Below are 18,510 nucleotides of genomic sequence, written 5' to 3'. Positions count from 1 at the left end.
ATTATCCGTTCACTCGTTTCGCTTTCAAGTCTTCCGCAATTTCAGGAAGTTTTTTGTCCAAGTCATAGAACAGAATCAACAAAATGCAGATTGCTGTGAAAGCGAGTGGCAGATAGGCGAAGATTGCCTTGATCGCGAATAAAGCTTCTGTTGATTGCGTTGCCCCTTGCGACACATAGCCGCCAAGTCCTAAAACGACACCCAGAATCAGCCCGCCCACTCCGGAGCCGACTTTTTCGGCAAAAGTTCCTGCCGAGAAAATCAAACCTTCGCTGCGGATGCCCGTTTTCCATTCACCGTAATCGGCAACGTCACCCAACATAGCGAAGCCTGCGACAGCTCCCGGCGCGATACCGAGTCCGCGGATGATCAAACCGACCATAATCATCGTAAAGTTTTCCGGGAACACCGCGATGATCAGCAGACCTATCATCATTACGATGCCTCCGATCAAGGTGATCGTTTTTTTGCTGAATTTGCTCAACAGAACAGGCATAAACACTGCACCTACCGCAATCGGCATAAAAGAAAGAATACCGATTACTGCCACTTTTGCAGGATCTCCCAAAATCCATTGGGCATAAAAAATGTTGATGCCACCCAAACCAGAGCTGATGAAACTCATTAGCATATATAGAATCATGATGACCCAGTATTTATTCTGCAACAGCGCCTTAAGATTCTTTTTCAAAGGAACCTTTTCGACAGCAACAGCAGACTCGATGACGCGTTCCTTAGAATTTTTGAACAGAATCAGCAACAGCACTGTCGAGATACCCCCGAATAGAGCGGCCATCCATGTCCAAGCCTGTTTATCGCCACCGAAGAAGTTTACGATCGGCAAAACCGCTGCAGTCACTCCCATCGCCCCCACGAATCCAGCTAAGGTGCGTGATGTCGATAGGTTGCCGCGATCGACTGGGTTCGATGTCGTAGTACCGATCATTGCGTTATAGGGAACCATCGTCGCTGTGTATACACCAGCCAAAGCAATCACATAAGTCACGAAAGCATAGACGGCTTTGCCAGTCGATCCCAGGAAATCCGGAGAAGTGAATAAGAGTATCATTGCCAATGCATAAGGGATCGCCATCCATAAAATCCAAGGTCTGGCCTTTCCGTGTTTCGAACGGGTCTTGTCGACGATCGCACCCATTGCCAAGTCGGAAGCGCCATCAAAAAGTCGTGCCCACAAGAGGATGTTGCCGACGATGACTGCGCTCAACCCGACCACATCGGTATAGTAATAAGTGATGAAGGAACTGGCCGTTGTCAGCATCAGGTTGGCCGCCAGATTCCCGAAGCCGAACGTCAACTTCTCGCTAATCGGCAGCTTGTTTTCGTCTGTTTGATCCAAAATTCTTGTTTCAGTTGCCATAATTATTCTCTCCTTTGTTCTGTTTTGTTTACTCTCTTATTAAACCGTTTTCGGCAAAGGCTTACAATGTCGTGCAAACAGAACAAAGTGGTCAAACTACAGGTCCCTCTGCCACGCTTCCTCGCGGATCTGCCCCGGCGTCTTGCCATGCATTTTTTTAAATGAGCGGAAGAAATAGCTCGTGTCCAAGTAACCGATTTCCTCGGATATTTCCTCCATCGAATAATTTGAAAAGACCAGAAGATGGCGCGCGTGCAGCATGCGTTGGCGCTGCAGCAATTGCTTGAAAGTGTCACCCGTCTCTTTTTTGATCAGATTCCCCAGATAATTTTTGTTGAATCCCAATTGTTGCGCCAACATTTCCAAAGAAAGCGTGCGATAGTCTTTTTCGATGATGGCCAACGCTTCCGTGACAACCTGATTCTGGTGGCCTTGTTGCCCTCTCGTTTCCTCTTCGAACGTGCGCGCCAGTTCCATGAACAACAATGGCAGGTAGAGGTGGATCACTTCGGTATTCGGTTCAGTTCCGCCGTAGTATTCCTCCAGGATGTACTGCATGAAAGTCTGGACTTTTGCATTTTCTCCCGTCCGGAATACCAAAAACTGATCCTCTTCATGAGTGCGTTGACTTGCCAGTACCAGAAACTCAGTCAATACCCCACGTTTCCTCACAAGTTGCTGAAGAATTTTGGTGTTGATCGTCTCCACTTTCAACAGAACATTGATGAGGATGTCGTTTTCGCCCAGTGCCTGGAAGGAATGCGAGCTGCCCCGATCCAGCATGATGATGTCACCTTCATTGAGGACGATTTTTTCACCGCTCACTTCTTGAGTGCAGGAACCGGAATACATATAGTTCAATTCCAAAAACTGATGGTGGTGCAAGGGCATTTCCGAATAACGATTGTGCTTACGGATATGGACGTCCCCTTTTTTGAAGAACATTTCCTCACTCAGTAGGAAATTGCCATTCAAGCGGAACTTATTCCCACTCAAAATTAATTCATCGAGAATATCCGGATCCGTCACATTGAACCCGGATTTCCGCTGCTCTTTTTCGACTTTGGTTTCTTCCCTTAACAAATGATCCAGTTCAAACATTTTGTCGCTCCTCTCTATCGTTGTCTCACCAACCATTATACAGAAAAACCCAACCGGACTCATCTGGTTGGGCGAATAAACAATTTATCTGCGTGCATCCATCAATCCGCAATACGGATCGATCGGGCTCTCGCCCTTGAAATCACTCTTGCCGATAAGTTTGGCGACAAACGCTTCAATTACCGCCTCATGATTATCATAGGCATTGATGTAGGTCTTCACCATCGGCACATCCATCAGATGGTAGGGATTGCCCAGGCTCGCGAATATGGTCGGCACTTCGTCGACGAACCATGGGATATTGTTCCCTAGACCGAAGAAGGTGTACCAGTTGATTCTTGTCGTTGTGGCGTTGCTGCGGTTTTCGACATTGGCCAGATAGAGGACGGCATCATATTTGGAACGGAACTGGGAAACGGATTCGAATCCGGTCGTGAAATCTTCCGGCTGATACAACGTCACCTGGAAGCCTTCCTTCTCCAACAGCGGCAGCACCTTGGAAAAGATTTGGGTATTCGATTCCTCGTAAGGCCCGAGCAGTTGCAGTAACAGACGAGGCGTCGCGTCCGGCCGTAGCGGTAGGTTACCGGCTGTATCTTTGACGAGGGTGATGCCTTTGTCGGCGGCTTCAGTAGCCCATTGGACGTGTTGTTCCGCCTGCAGGACGGCCAGTTCTTCCTTTGCCGGAACCAACAATGCATCCGCCTGTTTTTCAGGCAACTTCAATGCTGCTTTCATCGCCAGAATGCGGGTGACGGCTTCATCGATGCGTTCCAACTTCAGGATGCCATTTTCAATCCCTTCCTTCATGAAGCGGATATCCTCCTCCAAGTCTTTGTTGAACAGGAAGATATCACAACCGGCAGCGATTGCTGTCGGAACGGCCAAACGCCGCTCCATCGCCGCGCAAAAACCGACCATCGGCGTCGCATCACTTGTGATGACGCCATTGAATCCGAGTTCCTCGCGCAACAGTTCCTGCATGATAACAGGAGATAAGGTGGCCGGCAGAAAAGCATCTTCTTCTGATTTCTGGACCGTCGGCAAAGCAATATGGCCGATCATCACCGATAATGAGCCTGCTTCGATGAGGCCCGAATAGACTTTACCATAGGTGCTCCGCCATTCTTCAAGCGGCAAAGTGTTGACTGTCGTCACCAGATGCTGATCACGGAAATCGATGCCATCCCCGGGAAAATGCTTGATCGAAGCCGCTACTCCGTTTTGCTGCACGGCTTCAACAAAACCTTTTGCATAGTTGAGGACGGTTTCGGGATCACTGCCGTACGTGCGCACATTCGTGATCGGATTATGAAAATTGTAGTCGATATCCACGACCGGCGCGAAGGCCCAGTTCACGCCTACCGCCGAACCTTCTTTGGCGCATACTTCACCAAGATGGTGCCCAAATTCGGCATCCTGACCAGCCGCCAACAACATCGGATTGCCGATGCGCGTACCGTCAATAGCGCTTCCCGTACCACCCGCTTCCAGGTTGGCTGCGATCAGCATCGGAACCTTAGCCTGTTGTTGCAGATAGCGGTGGGCCTGCTGCACTTCTTCGCCTTTTCCAGGACGGAACAGCAAGCCTCCAATTTTTTTGTTCACAGCCAAGTCAAACAGTGCCTTTTCGTCCATGGACATGCCGATTGGGCAGAACAGCTGCCCCACTTTTTCATCCAACGTCAAGCTTGCCAACATCCGGTTTACCCATGCTATTTGCTCATCCTTCAGATAAAAAGGATTCCCCTTCAAATCGATCATCCTTCAACACGCTCCTTCATCGTCACTTCGCGTACAATTTCTTTCAGGTTTAATTCTCTTGTAGCCGTCACTTCGATATCTGGAAGCCACTCAGCAAAGATAGGGATGGCGATGGCTACAGCGGGCATACCCGCCCTTTTGATCCCTTCAATACCAGCCAATGAGTCTTCGAAACCGATGCATTCCTGTGTTTCCAGACCCAAAGCCTGAGCAGCCTTTTCGAAAATCTCTGGATGCGGTTTGTTCTGTTTCAGCGATTCCGGATCGACGACGGCATCGAACATAGCCGATAGACCCAGTCTTTCCAGAATGAGCGGCGCATTTTTGCTGGCGGAGGCGATCGCCATACGGTAGCCTGCATTCTTTGCCTCTTCCAGGAGTTCCGGAATACCCGGCAGGATGTCCGCTGCTGTGATTTCCGCGATCAACTCCAAGTAATGCGCATTTTTTTCTTTCAAAAGCTGTGCTTTTTCTTCCGAATCAAGGAGAAGTGTCGGATTCTCAGCCAAAATAAGTTCCAAAGATTCCGTTCTGCTGATGCCTTTGAGGCGTTCGTTCCATTCGCGGTCGATCGCGATGCCCAATCGATGCGCTATCCTTTTCCATGCCAAGTAATGCCGTTCAGCTGTATCAGTGATGACACCGTCCAAATCAAATACCAGTCCTTTTATTTCGCCCATTTGTCTACTCCATTCGAAGAATCCTAGTTTACATCTTCATCTTACATAATTGAGGCATCCCGAACAATGGCAGAATCAAAGTGGCTACTGTTCAAATCACAGGTTTGTTCTGGCTTGATCTGTAAACTCAGTCTGTACTCCTCTCGCCGTTTGGCTTATACTTTTGGTTAATGATAGATAATGGAGGGATTTAGATGAAAATTGCCGTTTCCAGCGACCATGCCGGCTTCGCATTGAAAGAAGAAGTCAAAGCTTTACTCGAACAAGAAGGCCATGAAGTGCTCGACTTCGGACCTTACAACGAAGAACCTTGTGACCTGTCCGATTATGTTTACCCTGCCTCACTGGCTGTGGCGGAAGGAAAAGCCGACCGCGGCATCTTTGTCGATGGCGTCGGTTACGGCAGTGCCCTGATCGCCAATAAAATCTACGGCGTCTATGCAGCGGTTTGCCAGGATCCTTTCTGCGCGAAACTGGCGCGTTCCCACTCCGACACGAATGTTCTCTGCCTCGGCGGAAAGATCATCGGATCGGCATTGGCGCTTGAAATCGTGAGGGCTTGGATGACGACCAATTACCTCAGCGATATCGAAAAATACACGAACCGCGTCGACAAAGTGAAAAAGATTGCCGAAAAGCATCTGAAGAAATTGGATGAAATCCAGGAATAGTCATTCATGAATTTACTGCACAATGTTTGAAGAACAAATTACCCCAAAAACAAGACCGCACCGAAATGGATAACAAATCCATTTTGGTGCGGTCTTATTGATTTTTCTTAAATCCTTCAGCAACGTTCTTAATATTGCGAGGCCAATACTTCTTCCATTGATTCGACGATCAATCTATGGTCCTCCAGATGTTCCAACCCGGAAACGCAGATGACACCTGTGACCTGTCCATCTTCAATGATCGGGAAGCCGCCACCGCAGATGGCGTATTCTTTGCTACTCTCCCACGCCTTGTATTCCGGCACCTCATCCATAAAAAGGTAAGTATAAAGGGAACTGTGCCCGCTGTCCAAGACGGTCTTTTCCTTCCGGTTCAACCAAGGGCTCTCTTTTCTGCCGTCCATCAAATAATGCAGGATCAACAAACCATTATGCACGATCCTTATTCCGACAGGCTTCGGTGCTTGTTCCTTGACCTTTTTAACGATGCGCTGCGCGATTTCCAAACCCACATCATGCGTAAATGCTTCAAATTGAAGCTTTTGTTCCTGTTCCAATATCTCGACTTTGTCCATTGTGCATGCACCTTTCCATTAATAGGGCCGCCTCATTTTGAGACAGCCCCATCCTTGTATTTATTCTATCAACCCAGAATGATTCCGGCGCCTGCCAGCGCCTCTTCGGCGATTCCCATCACGACTTGGCTTTGCTCAAGCATATCCTTGGCTTTCGCAAAGTCTTTTTCTTCGATCATGCGCGCAAATTCGCGGAATTCTTCGTACATCCGGTGCGGATGGACCTTTTTGTCAACGGCCTGACTCTCCTGGCCGTTCATGTTCACATCAAAGGAGTTGCAGAGATTCGGCGGGCCATTCAGTACAACGGAGCCTTTATCGCCCTGAATCAATGATTTTATCGGTGCTGCCGAATCCTTAGCCCCGATGCAGACAACTTTGCAGCCTGGGTAATCCAATAGCAGAATCCCGGATGTATCGATCCCTCGCTCGACATTCGCCAGATATTTTACCGATTCGGGTTTTCCCAGGATCCCGACGACAAAATGGATATTGTAGATATTGATGTCCATCAGGGCGCCGCCGCCTGCTTTCGGATTGAAGGCGGGCAAAACTTCGCCGTTCTTGAAGGCATCGTAGCGGGAAGAGTACTGTGAGTAGTTGCATTCGATGATCTTCAGGTCCCCCAATTGCGGGATCTGCTCCTTGATTGCCAGATAATTGGACAGATATCTTGTCGTGATTGCTTCGACCAAAATCAGCTTTTTGCTTTCGGCCAGTTCCTTCAGTTCGATTAATTCAGCCGACTTGATCGTGAATGGTTTTTCGCAGATTACATGTTTCCCGTTCTCTAAGGCTTGCTTCGTGAATGTGTAGTGCAGATGATTAGGCAGTCCCACATAGATGGTGTCGCACTCCGGATCGTTCAGGACTTCTTCATAGTCCGTATATACTTTCCCGATGCCGTATGTGTTTGCCAGGCCCTCCATTTTTGCGCGTTCTGCTTCGATGCCGAACATGCTGACCAACACCGTATCCGGCAAGTCCTTCGCCATCGTCAGAAAATCCATGACGATTTGTCCCGATCCTAGTATTGCAAGCTTCATAATATAAGACCCCTTTTTCGATTCTTTTTGTTCCTATTCCGTTTTCAATAAATTTCTATTGAATTTCTATGCTTCGACAGCTTCCATCTCATGCTGCGCCTGTTCTTCGTTTTCCAGTTCCTGTTTGACAGCCAAATTGTCCGCTATTTTGAAGAATGGGAAGTAGATGGCAGCCGAAAGAGCGATCTGCACGATGTTCAGCACTGCGCCTCTCCAACCCGAAACCAGGAAGCCTGAAATGACCGGTGGAGTGGTCCAGGGAATGTTCACCCCGTTTGTTAGAGGGACGAGTCCGGTACTCATGGAGAAATAAGCAACGATACTCAAGACGAGCGGTGTCAAAAGGAATGGCACGATCATAATCGGATTCAGGACGATCGGCATACCGAAAATGATCGATTCATTGATCGTGAAGATTTCCGGTCCGATCGACAATTTACCCAAGGCTCTGAATTGCTTCGATTTGGCTGCGAACAAGAGCAACAAACAGAGACCGAATGTGGCACCCGATCCGCCGACTTTGACGAAATTGCTGTAGAATTGATAGTTTACGATATTCGGGATGACCTGTCCTGTAGCAACAGCTGCAGCATTTTCGGCAGTCAGCGTCAACCAGATCGGTTGCATCACGCTGCCGACGATGTTCGCACCGTGGAGCCCGAATGACCAAAGGACACCTTCAATAATGAGCACGACGATGGTCGCCGGCAAGGTGCTGCCCAATGCAGTCAATGGTGTCTGCAAGTTGTTAAAAATGAACGTCTGTACGTCGCCGTAGCTGGTCTGCTCAAAGCCGATGCGCACGAAGTTGAAGAAAATGATGACCAAAGCAACCGGAATCAAGGATGAGAAGGACTTCGATACGTTTTGTGGGACCGAATCGGGCATTTTGATTTTCCAACCCATTTTGTCGGTAAATCGCATGATTTCGACTGCAATGATTGCAACAAGGATGCCGACAAATAATCCGGCAGCTCCCAAGTTCCCTAATGGAATCCCGATTCCTAAGCCTTCCTCTGCAAAAGCGTGCATCGGTGTGACTACGAAAAAGGATGCCATTGCCGCAAAGATGCCGGCCATACTGTCCAATCTGTACGATTTAGCTAATTCATTACCTATCCCGACTACAACGTAAATGGTCATCATGCTCATGGAAATGTTGTTGGGGATTGTGAACATCCGTTGCCAATCGGCTCCGAACGTGTTCAGCATGAATTCGGTATAAGCGTTAATCGGCAAGTAAGCTAATAGGATAAAGAAAGACCCGATGATCAAAAGCGGCATCGCTGACATAAAGCTGTTCTTTACAGCGCTCAAATAGCGGTTTTGTTCCAGTTTCACGGCTATCGGAGTCAATTTTTCCTCAAGGACATTTAATAAGTTCTCCATTTTTAATACCTCCTGTTAATTATTCCTTAATGGTGCTGATGCCTTCTTCGAGAATTTCAATCTGGCGGATGGTCTCTTCGTCTTTGACGATTTTTTCTTTTCCATTGACGATTGACTCATAAACACCGGCATAAATTCTTCCGTAATCTCCAACTTCGGAAACGACTTTTTCTTCGTGGTAACGGCCCGCATCATCCATATAAGTGAGGATGCCGTAATGTTCCGGCAAATCGATCCCGAAATCAGCATTCGAAGGCATATGGAATACTTTCAAGTGCTCCTCTTGACGATCCTTGGTCTGCTTGACGAATGAGCCCTTTTTCCCGGTGACGATAAAACTTGGACGTTCTTTCAGGCGAAAATAGCTGGATTTGACGGAAATTTTCTTCGTATCATAGAAGAAGTCCAAATCGAAGTAATCGTTGAAGCGGCCTTTGCCCAAAAGCTGTCTGACATCATACGTGATGCTTTCCGGATTTCCGAAGTAGGACAAGACCTGATCGATTGTATGGCAGCCATGCCCATACAGGTAGCTGTTGATCTTAGAGAAGCTTGTGATGGACTCCGGAATTTCCGGTCTGAAGTAGTCGTAGTGCATTTCGACTTCCAGGATATCCCCCAGAACGCCGCTCTCGATAACTTTCTGGACCGTCAAAAAGTCAGAGTCGAATCTGCGGTTTTGGTAGCACTGGATAAAGAGATTTTTTTCTTTCGCCAAAGCAAACAATTCTCTGGCTTCTGCGGAAGTGTTCGTGAACGGTTTTTCAACCAGCGCGTGCTTGCCTTTTTCCAGGGCCATTTTGCCGTATTGATAATGGAAGTCTGATGGCGTGGACACCACTACCAATTGGACTTCATCATCGCTCCAGATGTCTTCAATGTTGTCTGTGTAAAGAACTCCTGGCACTTTTTCCCAGGCATCGTTTTGCACCGGAGAAAAGATTGTCTTGACGCGGATGTTTTCGTTTTTCAATGAGAAGGGCATGTGATAACGGTGGGCACTTTTCCCGCCGCCGATATAAGCGATTGTTAACATAAAATAATTCCTCCATTTCTCTTGCATGGCCTCATTATAGGGAATACCAGCCCCTGAGAAAACGCTTTTAAACCAGATAGGACCTGCTGTTCAACGCAAGACCGCTTTGCTTGTAAAACATTGAACATAATGTTCAGCACCCACAGGAATATCCTTTGTAATTTGCTGTTGGCAGTTGCCTTTTCGGGGTTTATTGCTTATATTGAAGGAAATACCGGATCGGTTAAGTGGATCGAATCATTGCTGGATACGTTATATATGGAGGGAACAGGATGAGTTTGTTGAAAAAATTGAAATTGAAAGAAAGTTTTACGGACACCGAGCAAAGAATCGCTGGTTACATTTTGACAAACTTGGATGATGTGCCAGATATGGTGATCCAGCAACTTGCAGAAAACACCTTCACTTCCCATTCAGCGATCATCCGGCTAAGCCAGAAATTGGGTTTTTCAGGCTATCGCAGCTTCAAAGTGGCGCTGATCCATGAAATTCAAAGCAGCAAACATACGCCGACAAACGTCGATCCCAACTTCCCGTTCCTGCCGATGGACGGTTCGATGGATATCGCAAAAAAAATGGCCGACCTGACGATCGAAACGATCAGAAAAACCTTGGTGAAACTGGAAAAGGACAAACTGAACAAAGCGACTGATCTGCTGCAAAAGGCGGATAAGATTTTTCTTTTCGGAACGGGCGATTCCCAGATCCGTGCCCGCAGCTACCAGAACAAACTCATCAAGATCAACAAGCATTTGGTCATTGCCGATGAGTACGGCGAAGCGGCCTGGAATGCCATGAGCATGAGCAAAGCTGATTGTGCTATGTTCATCAGTTACGGTGGTAATTCAGCAACCCACAGAAAAATCATAAAATATCTGAATTCCATCAAGATCCCCTGCATCCTGCTGACGGCAAATACGGAGCAACCAACGAGCAAGCTGTGCGACCTAGTGATCGAGGTGCCTTATGATGAGTTCGACTTCTTCAAAGTCGGCACCTTCTCTTCTCAGATATCCTTTGAATATATACTGAATACGTTGTTTTCGATCCTCTACGCACGCGAATACACAAAAAACCTCAACAGCCTCAAACGCAAAACAGAAGCGGCGAAGAAATGGGAACTGCTATAGGACTCCTGTCAAACTAGCAAAATTTACGCGGCCAAACGAGCGTTGGCGGGTTTTTCGAGTCGCAATTACCCCAGAATTACCTTCCAAAGAGCATTTGGCGGGGAATTATGACGAATATTCTGTATTCCAGCCCGCCAAAATGCTTTTGGCGGGTTATTTTGGATTCCTCATCTCCTCCCCCGCTTCCTTTGCAACCTATTTATTTCCTTAGAAAACGGAATTCTATGACTTTTGCTTCCATTTGTGATATAGTAGGCCAGTCACGCTGTTGCTCAGAGTACCTATATAACGTTTCGTGGAGAGGCATTTGGCAAAATGAGAGTCCGGCTCTCTTTCCCAAACTGGCCTGACCCGAAACATACCCACTAAAATCAAATGCATGTAGAACATGCTGAAGGAGAACCATTTGTTATTTAAAGAACTAGAATTGAGTCAAAACCTGCTGCGCGCACTGAAAGAGGCAGGCTACACGAAAGCGACGCCCATCCAAGAAGATGCCATTCCGCATCTGATGAACAACAAGGATTTGTTGGGTTGCGCCCAAACCGGTACCGGTAAGACCGCTGCCTTTGCCCTGCCGATTCTGCAGAATCTGACAGAACAAGAAACCGCTGAAAAAGGCGCCATCAAAGCCCTGATCCTTGCGCCGACCCGCGAACTTGCCCTGCAAATCGGGGAAAGCTTCCAAATTTACGCAAAATACCTTCCATTGAAGATCCAAGTCATTTTTGGCGGTGTTTCCCAGAATCCTCAGACAACCGCGCTGAAACGCGGAACAGATATCCTTGTGGCGACGCCAGGCAGACTGTTAGACCTTATCGGACAAGGATACATCAAACTGAACCAAGTAGATTTCTTTGTCCTGGATGAAGCCGATATGATGTTGGATATGGGGATGCTCCATGATGTACGCCGCATCATCCGCGAATTGCCTAAGAAACGTCAAAGCATGTTCTTTTCAGCGACTATGCCGACTGAGATCGAAAAACTTGCGGGGACCATTTTGTCAAATCCGGTGAAAGTGGAAGTCACTCCGGTTTCCTCGACTGTGGAAATCATCCACCAAAGCGTTTATCCTGTAGCCAAGACCGACAAAACTGACTTGCTTATCCACCTGTTGAAGGAAGATACAGTGGAACGCTCGCTTGTCTTCTCAAGAACGAAGCACGGCGCCAACAAGATCGTCAAAAAGCTTTTGCAGGCTGGACTTTCAGCTGAAGCGATCCACGGCAATAAATCCCAGACTGCGCGTCAGCGTGCTTTGGAAAACTTCAAGACCAAAAAAACCAGCGTTCTTGTAGCGACAGATATCGCAGCCCGTGGTATCGATGTGCCTGAGCTTTCGCATGTCATCTTGTTTGATCTGCCTGAAGTTCCGGAAACCTATGTTCACCGTATCGGACGGACGGGACGCGCAGGACGCGGCGGAAAAGCTATCTCATTCTGTGATGAAACCGAAGCATCGTTGTTGCGAGACATCGAAAAACTTATCAAGAGAAAAGTTCCGGTCGTAACAGATCAACCTTTCCTGTTGAAAGAAGGCACTAAGGCAGCTGCACCACAGCCGAAAAAACCGGTTGCCGCGCGCAATAACGGAACTCGTGTCAAAAACCAGCAAGGTCCAAGAGGCGGCCAAAAAGCCGCACAAAGACCGCGTTTCCAAACTAAACAAAACACGCAAAGCAAATGACAGACAAGAGAGCTCCCGCCGGAAATGGCGGGAGCTCTCTTTTTATGACAAAACTGATGAATGCGGCGGGATGAAACGTTTTGCTCCGGGGAACGGAGGCTTCGCAGGAGCTGGCACGTGCGCAAAACGCTCACCTCCGTCAAGCCCTCGTTCGACGGAGATCAGCCTCCGTCCCCGCACTTAGCTCCGGCAAACATTCGCTCGCAGGAGAACAGCTATTACCGGGGACCTCAACTCCGTTGAGAAGGGCACTCACCGGAGGAAACCACCTCCTCCGGTAAGCGACGCCGAAACGAAGTTCACGTTCAAATCAGATTCTTGATTCCGTCGCAGATCCTTTTTGCGACGATCGGATTGTTCATCGTGTAGATGTGGATGCCATCCACATCATGCGCCAGCAGATCGACAATCTGATTGATCGCGTAGGCCATGCCGGCATCGAAAAGTGCCTCTTTGTTGTCTTCGTATTTGTGCATCACTCTGGAAAACTTTTCCGGCAAGGAGGCTCCGCAGAGCGTCACCATCCTTTCGATCTGGGCTTTATTGATGACCGGCATGATGCCCGCCTCGACCGGAACGTGCATACCTGCAATCTGGATGTGTTCCTGGAAGGAATAGAAGGCATTGTTGTCGAAAAAGAGTTGGGAAATCAGATGCTGCACCCCACTGTCCACCTTCTCTTTCAGATAGGCGATATCCTCGATTTTGTTCTTCGATTCCGTGTGGCATTCCGGATAACAGGCGCCACTGATGGAAAAATCACCGTACTGCCGGATGAATTTGACCAGATCGCTGGCGTAGCGGAAGTCCTGCTTTTCTTCCACGGCCGGATTTTTATCCCCGCGCAAGGCAAGAATGCTATCGATTTCGGCCTCTTTCAGTTCCTCCAGCAATTCGCAGATTTCGAATTTCGAAGAATTCAAGCAAGTAAGATGCACCAGCGGATCGATCCCGTACTGTTGCTTGATGCGTTTGGCCAATTCAACAGTCTGATTGTCCGTGTGGCTTCCACCGGCACCAAAAGTGACGCTGATGAAATCAGGATTCAGTTCACTCAGGATCGCAAGCGTTTCATCGATGTTCTGGATCGCTTTATCGCGCTTCGGTGGAAAAATTTCGAAGGAAAGCACCGGTTTTTTCTTTTGGAATTTGGATTCGATTTTCATCAGCCTTCACCTCTTTTTTAGACCAAAACTGCGTCTTTGATGATTTTCGCCGCCGCCACAAGATTGGCCAGGCTTTCTCTTGTTTCCTTGATACCTCTTGTTTTCAGTCCGCAGTCCGGATTGATCCATAGATTTTCCTCGTCTATCTTCGTCAGCGCGTTCTTCAATACCGCTACCATCTCTTCGACACTCGGCACGCGCGGCGAGTGGATGTCGTAAACACCCGGTCCGACTTCCGTTTCGAACTGGTTCGCCTTCAAGGCATCGATGATCGTCAGTTTGGAACGGGAGGCTTCAAAAGAAATGACGTCCGCATCCATGTTATCGATATCCTTTACGATTTCCTCGAATTCGCTGTAGCACATATGCGTATGTACCTGTGTCTCCGGCCGCACGCCGCTGTGGCAAAGGCGGAATGCCGGAATCGCCCAATCAAGGTACTCGCTCGCCCATTCTTCTCTGCGGATCGGCAACTTCTCCTTCAGAGCCGCTTCATCGATCTGGATGATTTTGATGCCCGCTTCCTCCAAATCGAGAACCTCTTCGCGGATCGCCAGACCGATCTGGAAAGCCATCTCCCTCAGCGAAATGTCCTCACGCGGGAACGACCAATTCAAGATTGTCACCGGACCAGTGAGCATCCCTTTGACCGGTTTGTCGGAAAGACTCTGCGCATATTCCGAATAGAACACGGTGATCGGGTTTTCGCGTCGGATGTCCCCGAAAATGATCGGCGGCTTGACGCATCTTGTTCCGTAGGACTGTACCCAAGCTTTTTCGGTAAACACGTATCCAGCCAGGTTTTCGCCGAAGAATTCAACCATGTCGTTGCGCTCGGATTCGCCGTGGACCAGCACATCCAGCCCCAGTTCCTCCTGCAGATCGATGCATTCTTTGATGAAGCCTTTGATGTTTTCATCGTATTCGGCTTTTGAGATCGCGCCTTTGCGGTACTTGCTGCGGTTCTGCTTGACTTCCCTCGTCTGCGGGAAGGAACCGATCGTCGTTGTCGGCAACAGACCCAGTTGCAGTTTCTCTTTTTGGATCGCTCTCCGTTTTTGTCTCGGAACGTTTCTGACAAAATCTCTTTCCGTCAAGCTCGCTACGGATGCTTGCACGTGCTTGTCTTCGTAGACCCGGTCCGCTGAAAAGACTTTTTGATTCGCAAGATAAGCTGCCTGCTCTTCATATCCGGATCCGGATGTGCCGATCAACTCCGTCAGCTCTTTGATTTCCTGCAGCCTTTCCTTCGCGAAAGCGAAATACTGGGAAACTTCTTCCGGCAAGCTCGTTTCGTTTTCCAGCGTGTAGGGAACATGCAGCAACGAACAGGAAGTGCTGATGACGATGTCGTTGCTGTATTTCTTCAACCCATTGACCAACGTGATGACCTTTTTGTAGTCGCTCTTCCAGATGTTTTTCCCATTCAGGACACCGGCAAACAATGTTTTATCAGCCGGAAAGCCATATCTTTCCAAAAGTTCCACAGTCTGTTTGCCTTCGATGAAATCAAGGCCGATGCCGTCGAAATCGAGCCCGACCACTTCTTCATAGCTGTCCCTGATATCGCCGAAGTATGTTTGCAGCAATACTTTTACGTTACCCTTATGCGCCAAGACTTTTTCGTAAAGGGCCGTGAACAGCGCTACATCTTCTTGCGTCAGATCGGTGACCAGGCTCGGTTCATCGAACTGCACCCACTCCACACCCTGTTCGTTGAACCGATCGAGGATTGCGATATAGGCATCTGCCACTTGGTCGGCAAAATCATTTATTGTTTTCGAGCCTTTGTATTTGGCCAGCTTCAGGAAAGTGAATCCGCCGATGAGGACCGGTTTCGTCAGCACACCGATTGCTTTGGCTTCTTCGTACTCGACAAAAGGCTTATCGCCCACCAATTTAATTTCGGTATTGTCGGACAGTTCTGGAACCAAATAATGATAGTTGGTGTTGAACCATTTCTTCATCGCCAAGGCTTTGGCGTCGCCCGCTACGCCCTGGTATCCGCGCGCAGCCGCAAAATAAGTGTCGCGCTCGCTCAAACCGAGCTGTCTGTAGTTTTCAGGCAACGCGTTCAACAGGACCGTCAGATCCAGCACGTTATCGTAATATGAAAAATCATTCGAAGGGATGTGGCTAATGCCGGCAGCCTGCTGCAGATTCCAGTGCATCTCCCGCAAACCCTTTGCGACTTGCTCCAACTCTTCTGTTGAAATTTCCTGCTTGAAATATTTTTCGGATGCGAACTTTAATTCGCGCAATTTACCGACCCTTGGAAAACCGATTACTGAACTGTTCATTTTGATTCCTCCATTTCATTTTTTGGTTCCTGCTGCAAAACTATCAATCATGCTTTTAAGTGTTGTACTGTTTGCTGATCATCATTCATCAGAAGGTGGTTTCAGTATGCCACGGAATCCGGATATAGGATAACACTTAATAAATATATGCAGTTATAGCTCTTCGCTATAACATCGTGCGGCCTGATCCTAGTTGACTGGAGTTGGACCGGGTTTCGTCGGCTGTTTTGAGCATTCCACATCGCGAACTGTCGAGAGATCAAACTTCTGTCGGCTGTTTCGAACATTTCTCGTCGCAGACAGCCGAGAGATCCGACTTCTGTCGGCTGTTTTGAACGTTTCATCTCACAAAAAGCCGAGAGTCCGCTATTCTGTCGGCTATACGACCTTCATGGCACTCTGAACAGCCGACACTCAGTTCTATAGTCGGCTTTTGGCAAACCAACAAAGAAGAGCCACCTCAAAAATCGAGGCGGCTCTTCTTTATTGTCGACAATCTTGTTTTGGACAAATTCGGATTATCTGCATTTCTTTGAAAACTTAGTAATTTTAGCTCAGGTGTGGATTATTGGAACAACTTTTTGTACATCGCAATCGTTTCTTCTAATGTCGGCGTGAATGGGTTTCCTGGTGCGCAGGCATCGATCATGGCATTTTTGGACAGGTAATCGTAATCGAATTCCTCTTCCTTGATGCCCAGCTCATTCAATGAGGTTGGAATACCGACGACTTTGGACAAGCGTTTGATTTCTTCGACCGTGTAATCCGCGCAGGCTTGATCGGATACGTCAGCTGTCACTGCCAAGCCTAAAGCTTTCGCTACTTTGCGGAAACGTTCAGGTGCAAATTTGGCATTTTCAGCTTCCACAATCGGCAATAACATCGCGCAGCAAACGCCGTGCGGCAAGTGGTAGACGGCACCCAATTGGTGAGCCATCGAATGCACATAGCCAAGGCCGGCATTGTTGAAGGCCATTCCGCCCAAGAAGATGGCATTGACCATTTTGTCGCGCGCATCGAGATCCGTGCCGTTTTCGACAGCTTTCGGCAAGTATTCGCGGATCAGTTCGATCGCTCCGGAAGCCAAAACTTCCGTTACAGCGTAAGCGCCAGGCGTTACCATCGATTCGATCGCATGCGTCAAAGCATCCATTCCGGTCGCTGCAGTCAATGATTTCGGCATCGTCAACATCAATTCAGGATCGTTTACGGAAATTTTCGCCAAGCTGTTTTTGTCGACCATAACCATCTTCACTTTGCGGTCTTCATCAGTGATGACATAGTTGATCGTGATTTCAGCAGATGTTCCGGCAGTCGTATTGATCGCCACAACCGGCAAGCCGGCTTTAGCGGATTTGTGCAAGCCTTCGTAATCCTGCGGTTTGCCGCCGTTCGTCAGGATGATGCTGATGGCGCTCGCTGCATCCTGAGGAGAGCCGCCGCCGAAGGAAATGATGAAGTCGCAGTTTTCAGCCTGGGCCATCGCCACGCCTTCGTTTACGTTTTTGCAGGTCGGGTTCGGATCGACATCCGCATAGACCACATAGTCGATTTCCGCATTGTCCAACTCTGCCAAAACAACGTCGATCATTTCGCTTTTGGCCAAAAAGTTATCCGTTACGAACAAAGCTTTCTTGTAGCCAAGTTCCTTCACATTGCTGCCCAATTCCTTGATGCAGCCTTTTCCGATAAGGTTTATTGCTGGTACATAAAAAGTTGCCATTTTCCATTATCTCCTTTTGTTAAAAATCAGATGGATTAGATGTTCAAGTAGCCCGCTCTTGGGGTTACCGAGAAACGTTTGCCAAGATTGCTCAGTTGTTCGTCAGTGATTTCCTGTCTGATGCCGCCTTGCGATTGAACAAGTGTGTAGACAGTCGCTGATTTTTCAGCCGTTTCGACCAAACCGAAACACTCTTCCAAATCTTTTCCGGCTGCGTACAAACCGTGGTGCGGCCATACGATCAGACGGTATTCCTTCATTTTTTCAGCAGTCGCTTCGCCGATTTCGTTCGTTCCAGGCATCAGCCAAGGCAAGATGCCCACACCTTCTGGGAACACGACCAATGACTCGGTACACATTTTCCAAAGGATACGCGTGAAGCTTCTTTCATCCAACTCGCAAGAGAAGGACATTGCCAACAGGTTGGTGGCGTGGCAGTGGTAAACGACACGGTTTTCAGGATCGACCGACAAGCGCGAAATGTGCGACATCAAGTGAGCAGGCAATTCGCTTGTAGGAGCCGCTCCATTTTCATAGCCCCATAACAGATCCACGCTGTTGCCTTCCGCAGTTACTTTCAGGATACCCAAGACATCAGCCGGATCATGGATGACGTTTTTGAAGAATTTCCCTGTTCCTGTGACCAGGAAATATTTCCCAGCCAATGCTTTGCCGTCGAAAGCGATCGGAATGTTGCGTTTCACTTCGTTCAGATTCAGATATTCCGTAATTTCCTCTTCTTTCAGCAAGTAGGACAAGTTGCCGCTGTTTCTTTCGTGCCAGCCGAATTTGTACATGACGTCCGTCAACAGCATGACTTCTTTGATGAATGGTGCTTCTAAAATGTTTTTCATTTTTATG

General features: G+C 48.2%; 15 protein-coding genes. 3 read left to right on the top strand and 12 right to left on the bottom strand.

All coding sequences use genetic code 11. From position 1 onward, the window contains the following. Position 1: 1 nt before the first annotated feature. The 4 genes from PH235_RS04210 to pgmB all read right to left on the bottom strand — a co-directional run bounded on the left by PH235_RS04210 (position 2) and on the right by pgmB (position 4,923). Positions 2-1,378, bottom strand: a complete 1,377-nt coding sequence (locus tag PH235_RS04210) for an MFS transporter (protein WP_119092222.1) — start codon at positions 1,376-1,378, stop codon at positions 2-4. Positions 1,379-1,474: 96 nt separating this feature from the next. Then, on the bottom strand, positions 1,475-2,479 hold the full coding sequence (locus PH235_RS04205; protein ID WP_272161165.1) for an AraC family transcriptional regulator: 1,005 nt from the start codon (positions 2,477-2,479) through the stop codon (positions 1,475-1,477). An 84-nt stretch (positions 2,480-2,563) separates the two neighbouring features. Further along, positions 2,564-4,243: a glycoside hydrolase family 3 protein gene (locus PH235_RS04200; protein ID WP_272161164.1), complete on the bottom strand. Its 1,680-nt coding sequence runs from the start codon at positions 4,241-4,243 to the stop codon at positions 2,564-2,566. Beyond that, the gene (gene pgmB, locus PH235_RS04195; RefSeq protein ID WP_272161163.1) at positions 4,240-4,923 is read right to left on the bottom strand and encodes a beta-phosphoglucomutase; all 684 of its coding nucleotides are present in this window, start codon (positions 4,921-4,923) and stop codon (positions 4,240-4,242) included. The genes PH235_RS04200 and pgmB overlap by 4 nt, the downstream gene beginning before the upstream one ends. Positions 4,924-5,117: 194 nt before the next feature. Here pgmB and PH235_RS04190 point away from each other — a divergent pair, with 194 nt between their 5' ends. Next, positions 5,118-5,594, top strand: coding sequence for an RpiB/LacA/LacB family sugar-phosphate isomerase (locus tag PH235_RS04190; protein ID WP_272161162.1), 477 nt, complete (start codon positions 5,118-5,120; stop codon positions 5,592-5,594). Positions 5,595-5,722: 128 nt separating this feature from the next. Here PH235_RS04190 and PH235_RS04185 read toward each other — a convergent pair whose 3' ends face one another. The 4 genes from PH235_RS04185 to PH235_RS04170 form a co-directional block, all read right to left on the bottom strand. Continuing rightward, entirely contained in the window at positions 5,723-6,169 is a 447-nt protein-coding gene (locus tag PH235_RS04185) for a heme-binding protein (RefSeq protein WP_272161161.1), read from the bottom strand. 68 nt (positions 6,170-6,237) lie between these two features. Beyond that, positions 6,238-7,215, bottom strand: a complete 978-nt coding sequence (locus PH235_RS04180; RefSeq protein ID WP_272161160.1) for a Gfo/Idh/MocA family protein — start codon at positions 7,213-7,215, stop codon at positions 6,238-6,240. Between the two features lie 66 nt (positions 7,216-7,281). Next, positions 7,282-8,604: a PTS sugar transporter subunit IIC gene (locus tag PH235_RS04175; protein ID WP_272161159.1), complete on the bottom strand. Its 1,323-nt coding sequence runs from the start codon at positions 8,602-8,604 to the stop codon at positions 7,282-7,284. 19 nt (positions 8,605-8,623) lie between these two features. Next, positions 8,624-9,640, bottom strand: a complete 1,017-nt coding sequence (locus PH235_RS04170) for a Gfo/Idh/MocA family oxidoreductase (protein WP_272161158.1) — start codon at positions 9,638-9,640, stop codon at positions 8,624-8,626. A 272-nt stretch (positions 9,641-9,912) separates the two neighbouring features. On the opposite strand from PH235_RS04170, the gene PH235_RS04165 reads away from it, so the two are divergent. Together PH235_RS04165 and PH235_RS04160 are read left to right on the top strand one after the other, a co-directional pair. After that, positions 9,913-10,770 carry a MurR/RpiR family transcriptional regulator gene (locus PH235_RS04165; protein ID WP_272161157.1) on the top strand — a complete coding sequence of 286 codons (858 nt, stop codon included), beginning with the start codon at positions 9,913-9,915 and terminating at the stop codon, positions 10,768-10,770. Positions 10,771-11,176: 406 nt separating this feature from the next. Then, complete coding sequence (locus PH235_RS04160; RefSeq protein ID WP_272161156.1) at positions 11,177-12,460, top strand: DEAD/DEAH box helicase; 1,284 nt, start codon at positions 11,177-11,179, stop codon at positions 12,458-12,460. Positions 12,461-12,765: 305 nt separating this feature from the next. Here PH235_RS04160 and metF read toward each other — a convergent pair whose 3' ends face one another. The 4 genes from metF to rhaD form a co-directional block, all read right to left on the bottom strand. Then, positions 12,766-13,626 carry a methylenetetrahydrofolate reductase [NAD(P)H] gene (metF, locus tag PH235_RS04155; protein ID WP_272161155.1) on the bottom strand — a complete coding sequence of 287 codons (861 nt, stop codon included), beginning with the start codon at positions 13,624-13,626 and terminating at the stop codon, positions 12,766-12,768. Positions 13,627-13,643: 17 nt separating this feature from the next. Next, positions 13,644-15,926 carry a 5-methyltetrahydropteroyltriglutamate--homocysteine S-methyltransferase gene (gene metE, locus PH235_RS04150; protein WP_272161154.1) on the bottom strand — a complete coding sequence of 761 codons (2,283 nt, stop codon included), beginning with the start codon at positions 15,924-15,926 and terminating at the stop codon, positions 13,644-13,646. A gap of 565 nt (positions 15,927-16,491) precedes the next feature. Then, complete coding sequence (locus PH235_RS04145; RefSeq protein ID WP_272161153.1) at positions 16,492-17,649, bottom strand: iron-containing alcohol dehydrogenase; 1,158 nt, start codon at positions 17,647-17,649, stop codon at positions 16,492-16,494. Between the two features lie 35 nt (positions 17,650-17,684). Further along, on the bottom strand, positions 17,685-18,509 hold the full coding sequence (gene rhaD / locus PH235_RS04140; RefSeq protein WP_218151031.1) for a rhamnulose-1-phosphate aldolase: 825 nt from the start codon (positions 18,507-18,509) through the stop codon (positions 17,685-17,687). Position 18,510 lies beyond the last annotated feature (1 nt).

The sequence above is a fragment of the Trichococcus sp. K1Tr genome, from assembly GCF_028309625.1.
GTDB lineage: Bacteria > Bacillota > Bacilli > Lactobacillales > Aerococcaceae > Trichococcus.
Note: the sequence above shows the minus strand (reverse complement) of the source record. Positions and strands in the feature narration are given on the sequence as shown.

What these genes read in the sequence shown, in the direction of transcription:
- PH235_RS04180 (WP_272161160.1), bottom strand. Translation starts at nt 7,215, where the DNA reads ATGAAGCTTGCAATACTAGGATCGGGACAAATCGTCATGGATTTTCTG.
- PH235_RS04175 (WP_272161159.1), bottom strand. Translation starts at nt 8,604, where the DNA reads ATGGAGAACTTATTAAATGTCCTTGAGGAAAAATTGACTCCGATAGCC.
- PH235_RS04185 (WP_272161161.1), bottom strand. Translation starts at nt 6,169, where the DNA reads ATGGACAAAGTCGAGATATTGGAACAGGAACAAAAGCTTCAATTTGAA.
- PH235_RS04170 (WP_272161158.1), bottom strand. Translation starts at nt 9,640, where the DNA reads ATGTTAACAATCGCTTATATCGGCGGCGGGAAAAGTGCCCACCGTTAT.
- PH235_RS04165 (WP_272161157.1), top strand. Translation starts at nt 9,913, where the DNA reads ATGAGTTTGTTGAAAAAATTGAAATTGAAAGAAAGTTTTACGGACACC.
- PH235_RS04210 (WP_119092222.1), bottom strand. Translation starts at nt 1,378, where the DNA reads ATGGCAACTGAAACAAGAATTTTGGATCAAACAGACGAAAACAAGCTG.
- PH235_RS04205 (WP_272161165.1), bottom strand. Translation starts at nt 2,479, where the DNA reads ATGTTTGAACTGGATCATTTGTTAAGGGAAGAAACCAAAGTCGAAAAA.
- metE (WP_272161154.1), bottom strand. Translation starts at nt 15,926, where the DNA reads ATGAACAGTTCAGTAATCGGTTTTCCAAGGGTCGGTAAATTGCGCGAA.
- PH235_RS04145 (WP_272161153.1), bottom strand. Translation starts at nt 17,649, where the DNA reads ATGGCAACTTTTTATGTACCAGCAATAAACCTTATCGGAAAAGGCTGC.
- PH235_RS04200 (WP_272161164.1), bottom strand. Translation starts at nt 4,243, where the DNA reads ATGATCGATTTGAAGGGGAATCCTTTTTATCTGAAGGATGAGCAAATA.
- metF (WP_272161155.1), bottom strand. Translation starts at nt 13,626, where the DNA reads ATGAAAATCGAATCCAAATTCCAAAAGAAAAAACCGGTGCTTTCCTTC.
- pgmB (WP_272161163.1), bottom strand. Translation starts at nt 4,923, where the DNA reads ATGGGCGAAATAAAAGGACTGGTATTTGATTTGGACGGTGTCATCACT.
- PH235_RS04190 (WP_272161162.1), top strand. Translation starts at nt 5,118, where the DNA reads ATGAAAATTGCCGTTTCCAGCGACCATGCCGGCTTCGCATTGAAAGAA.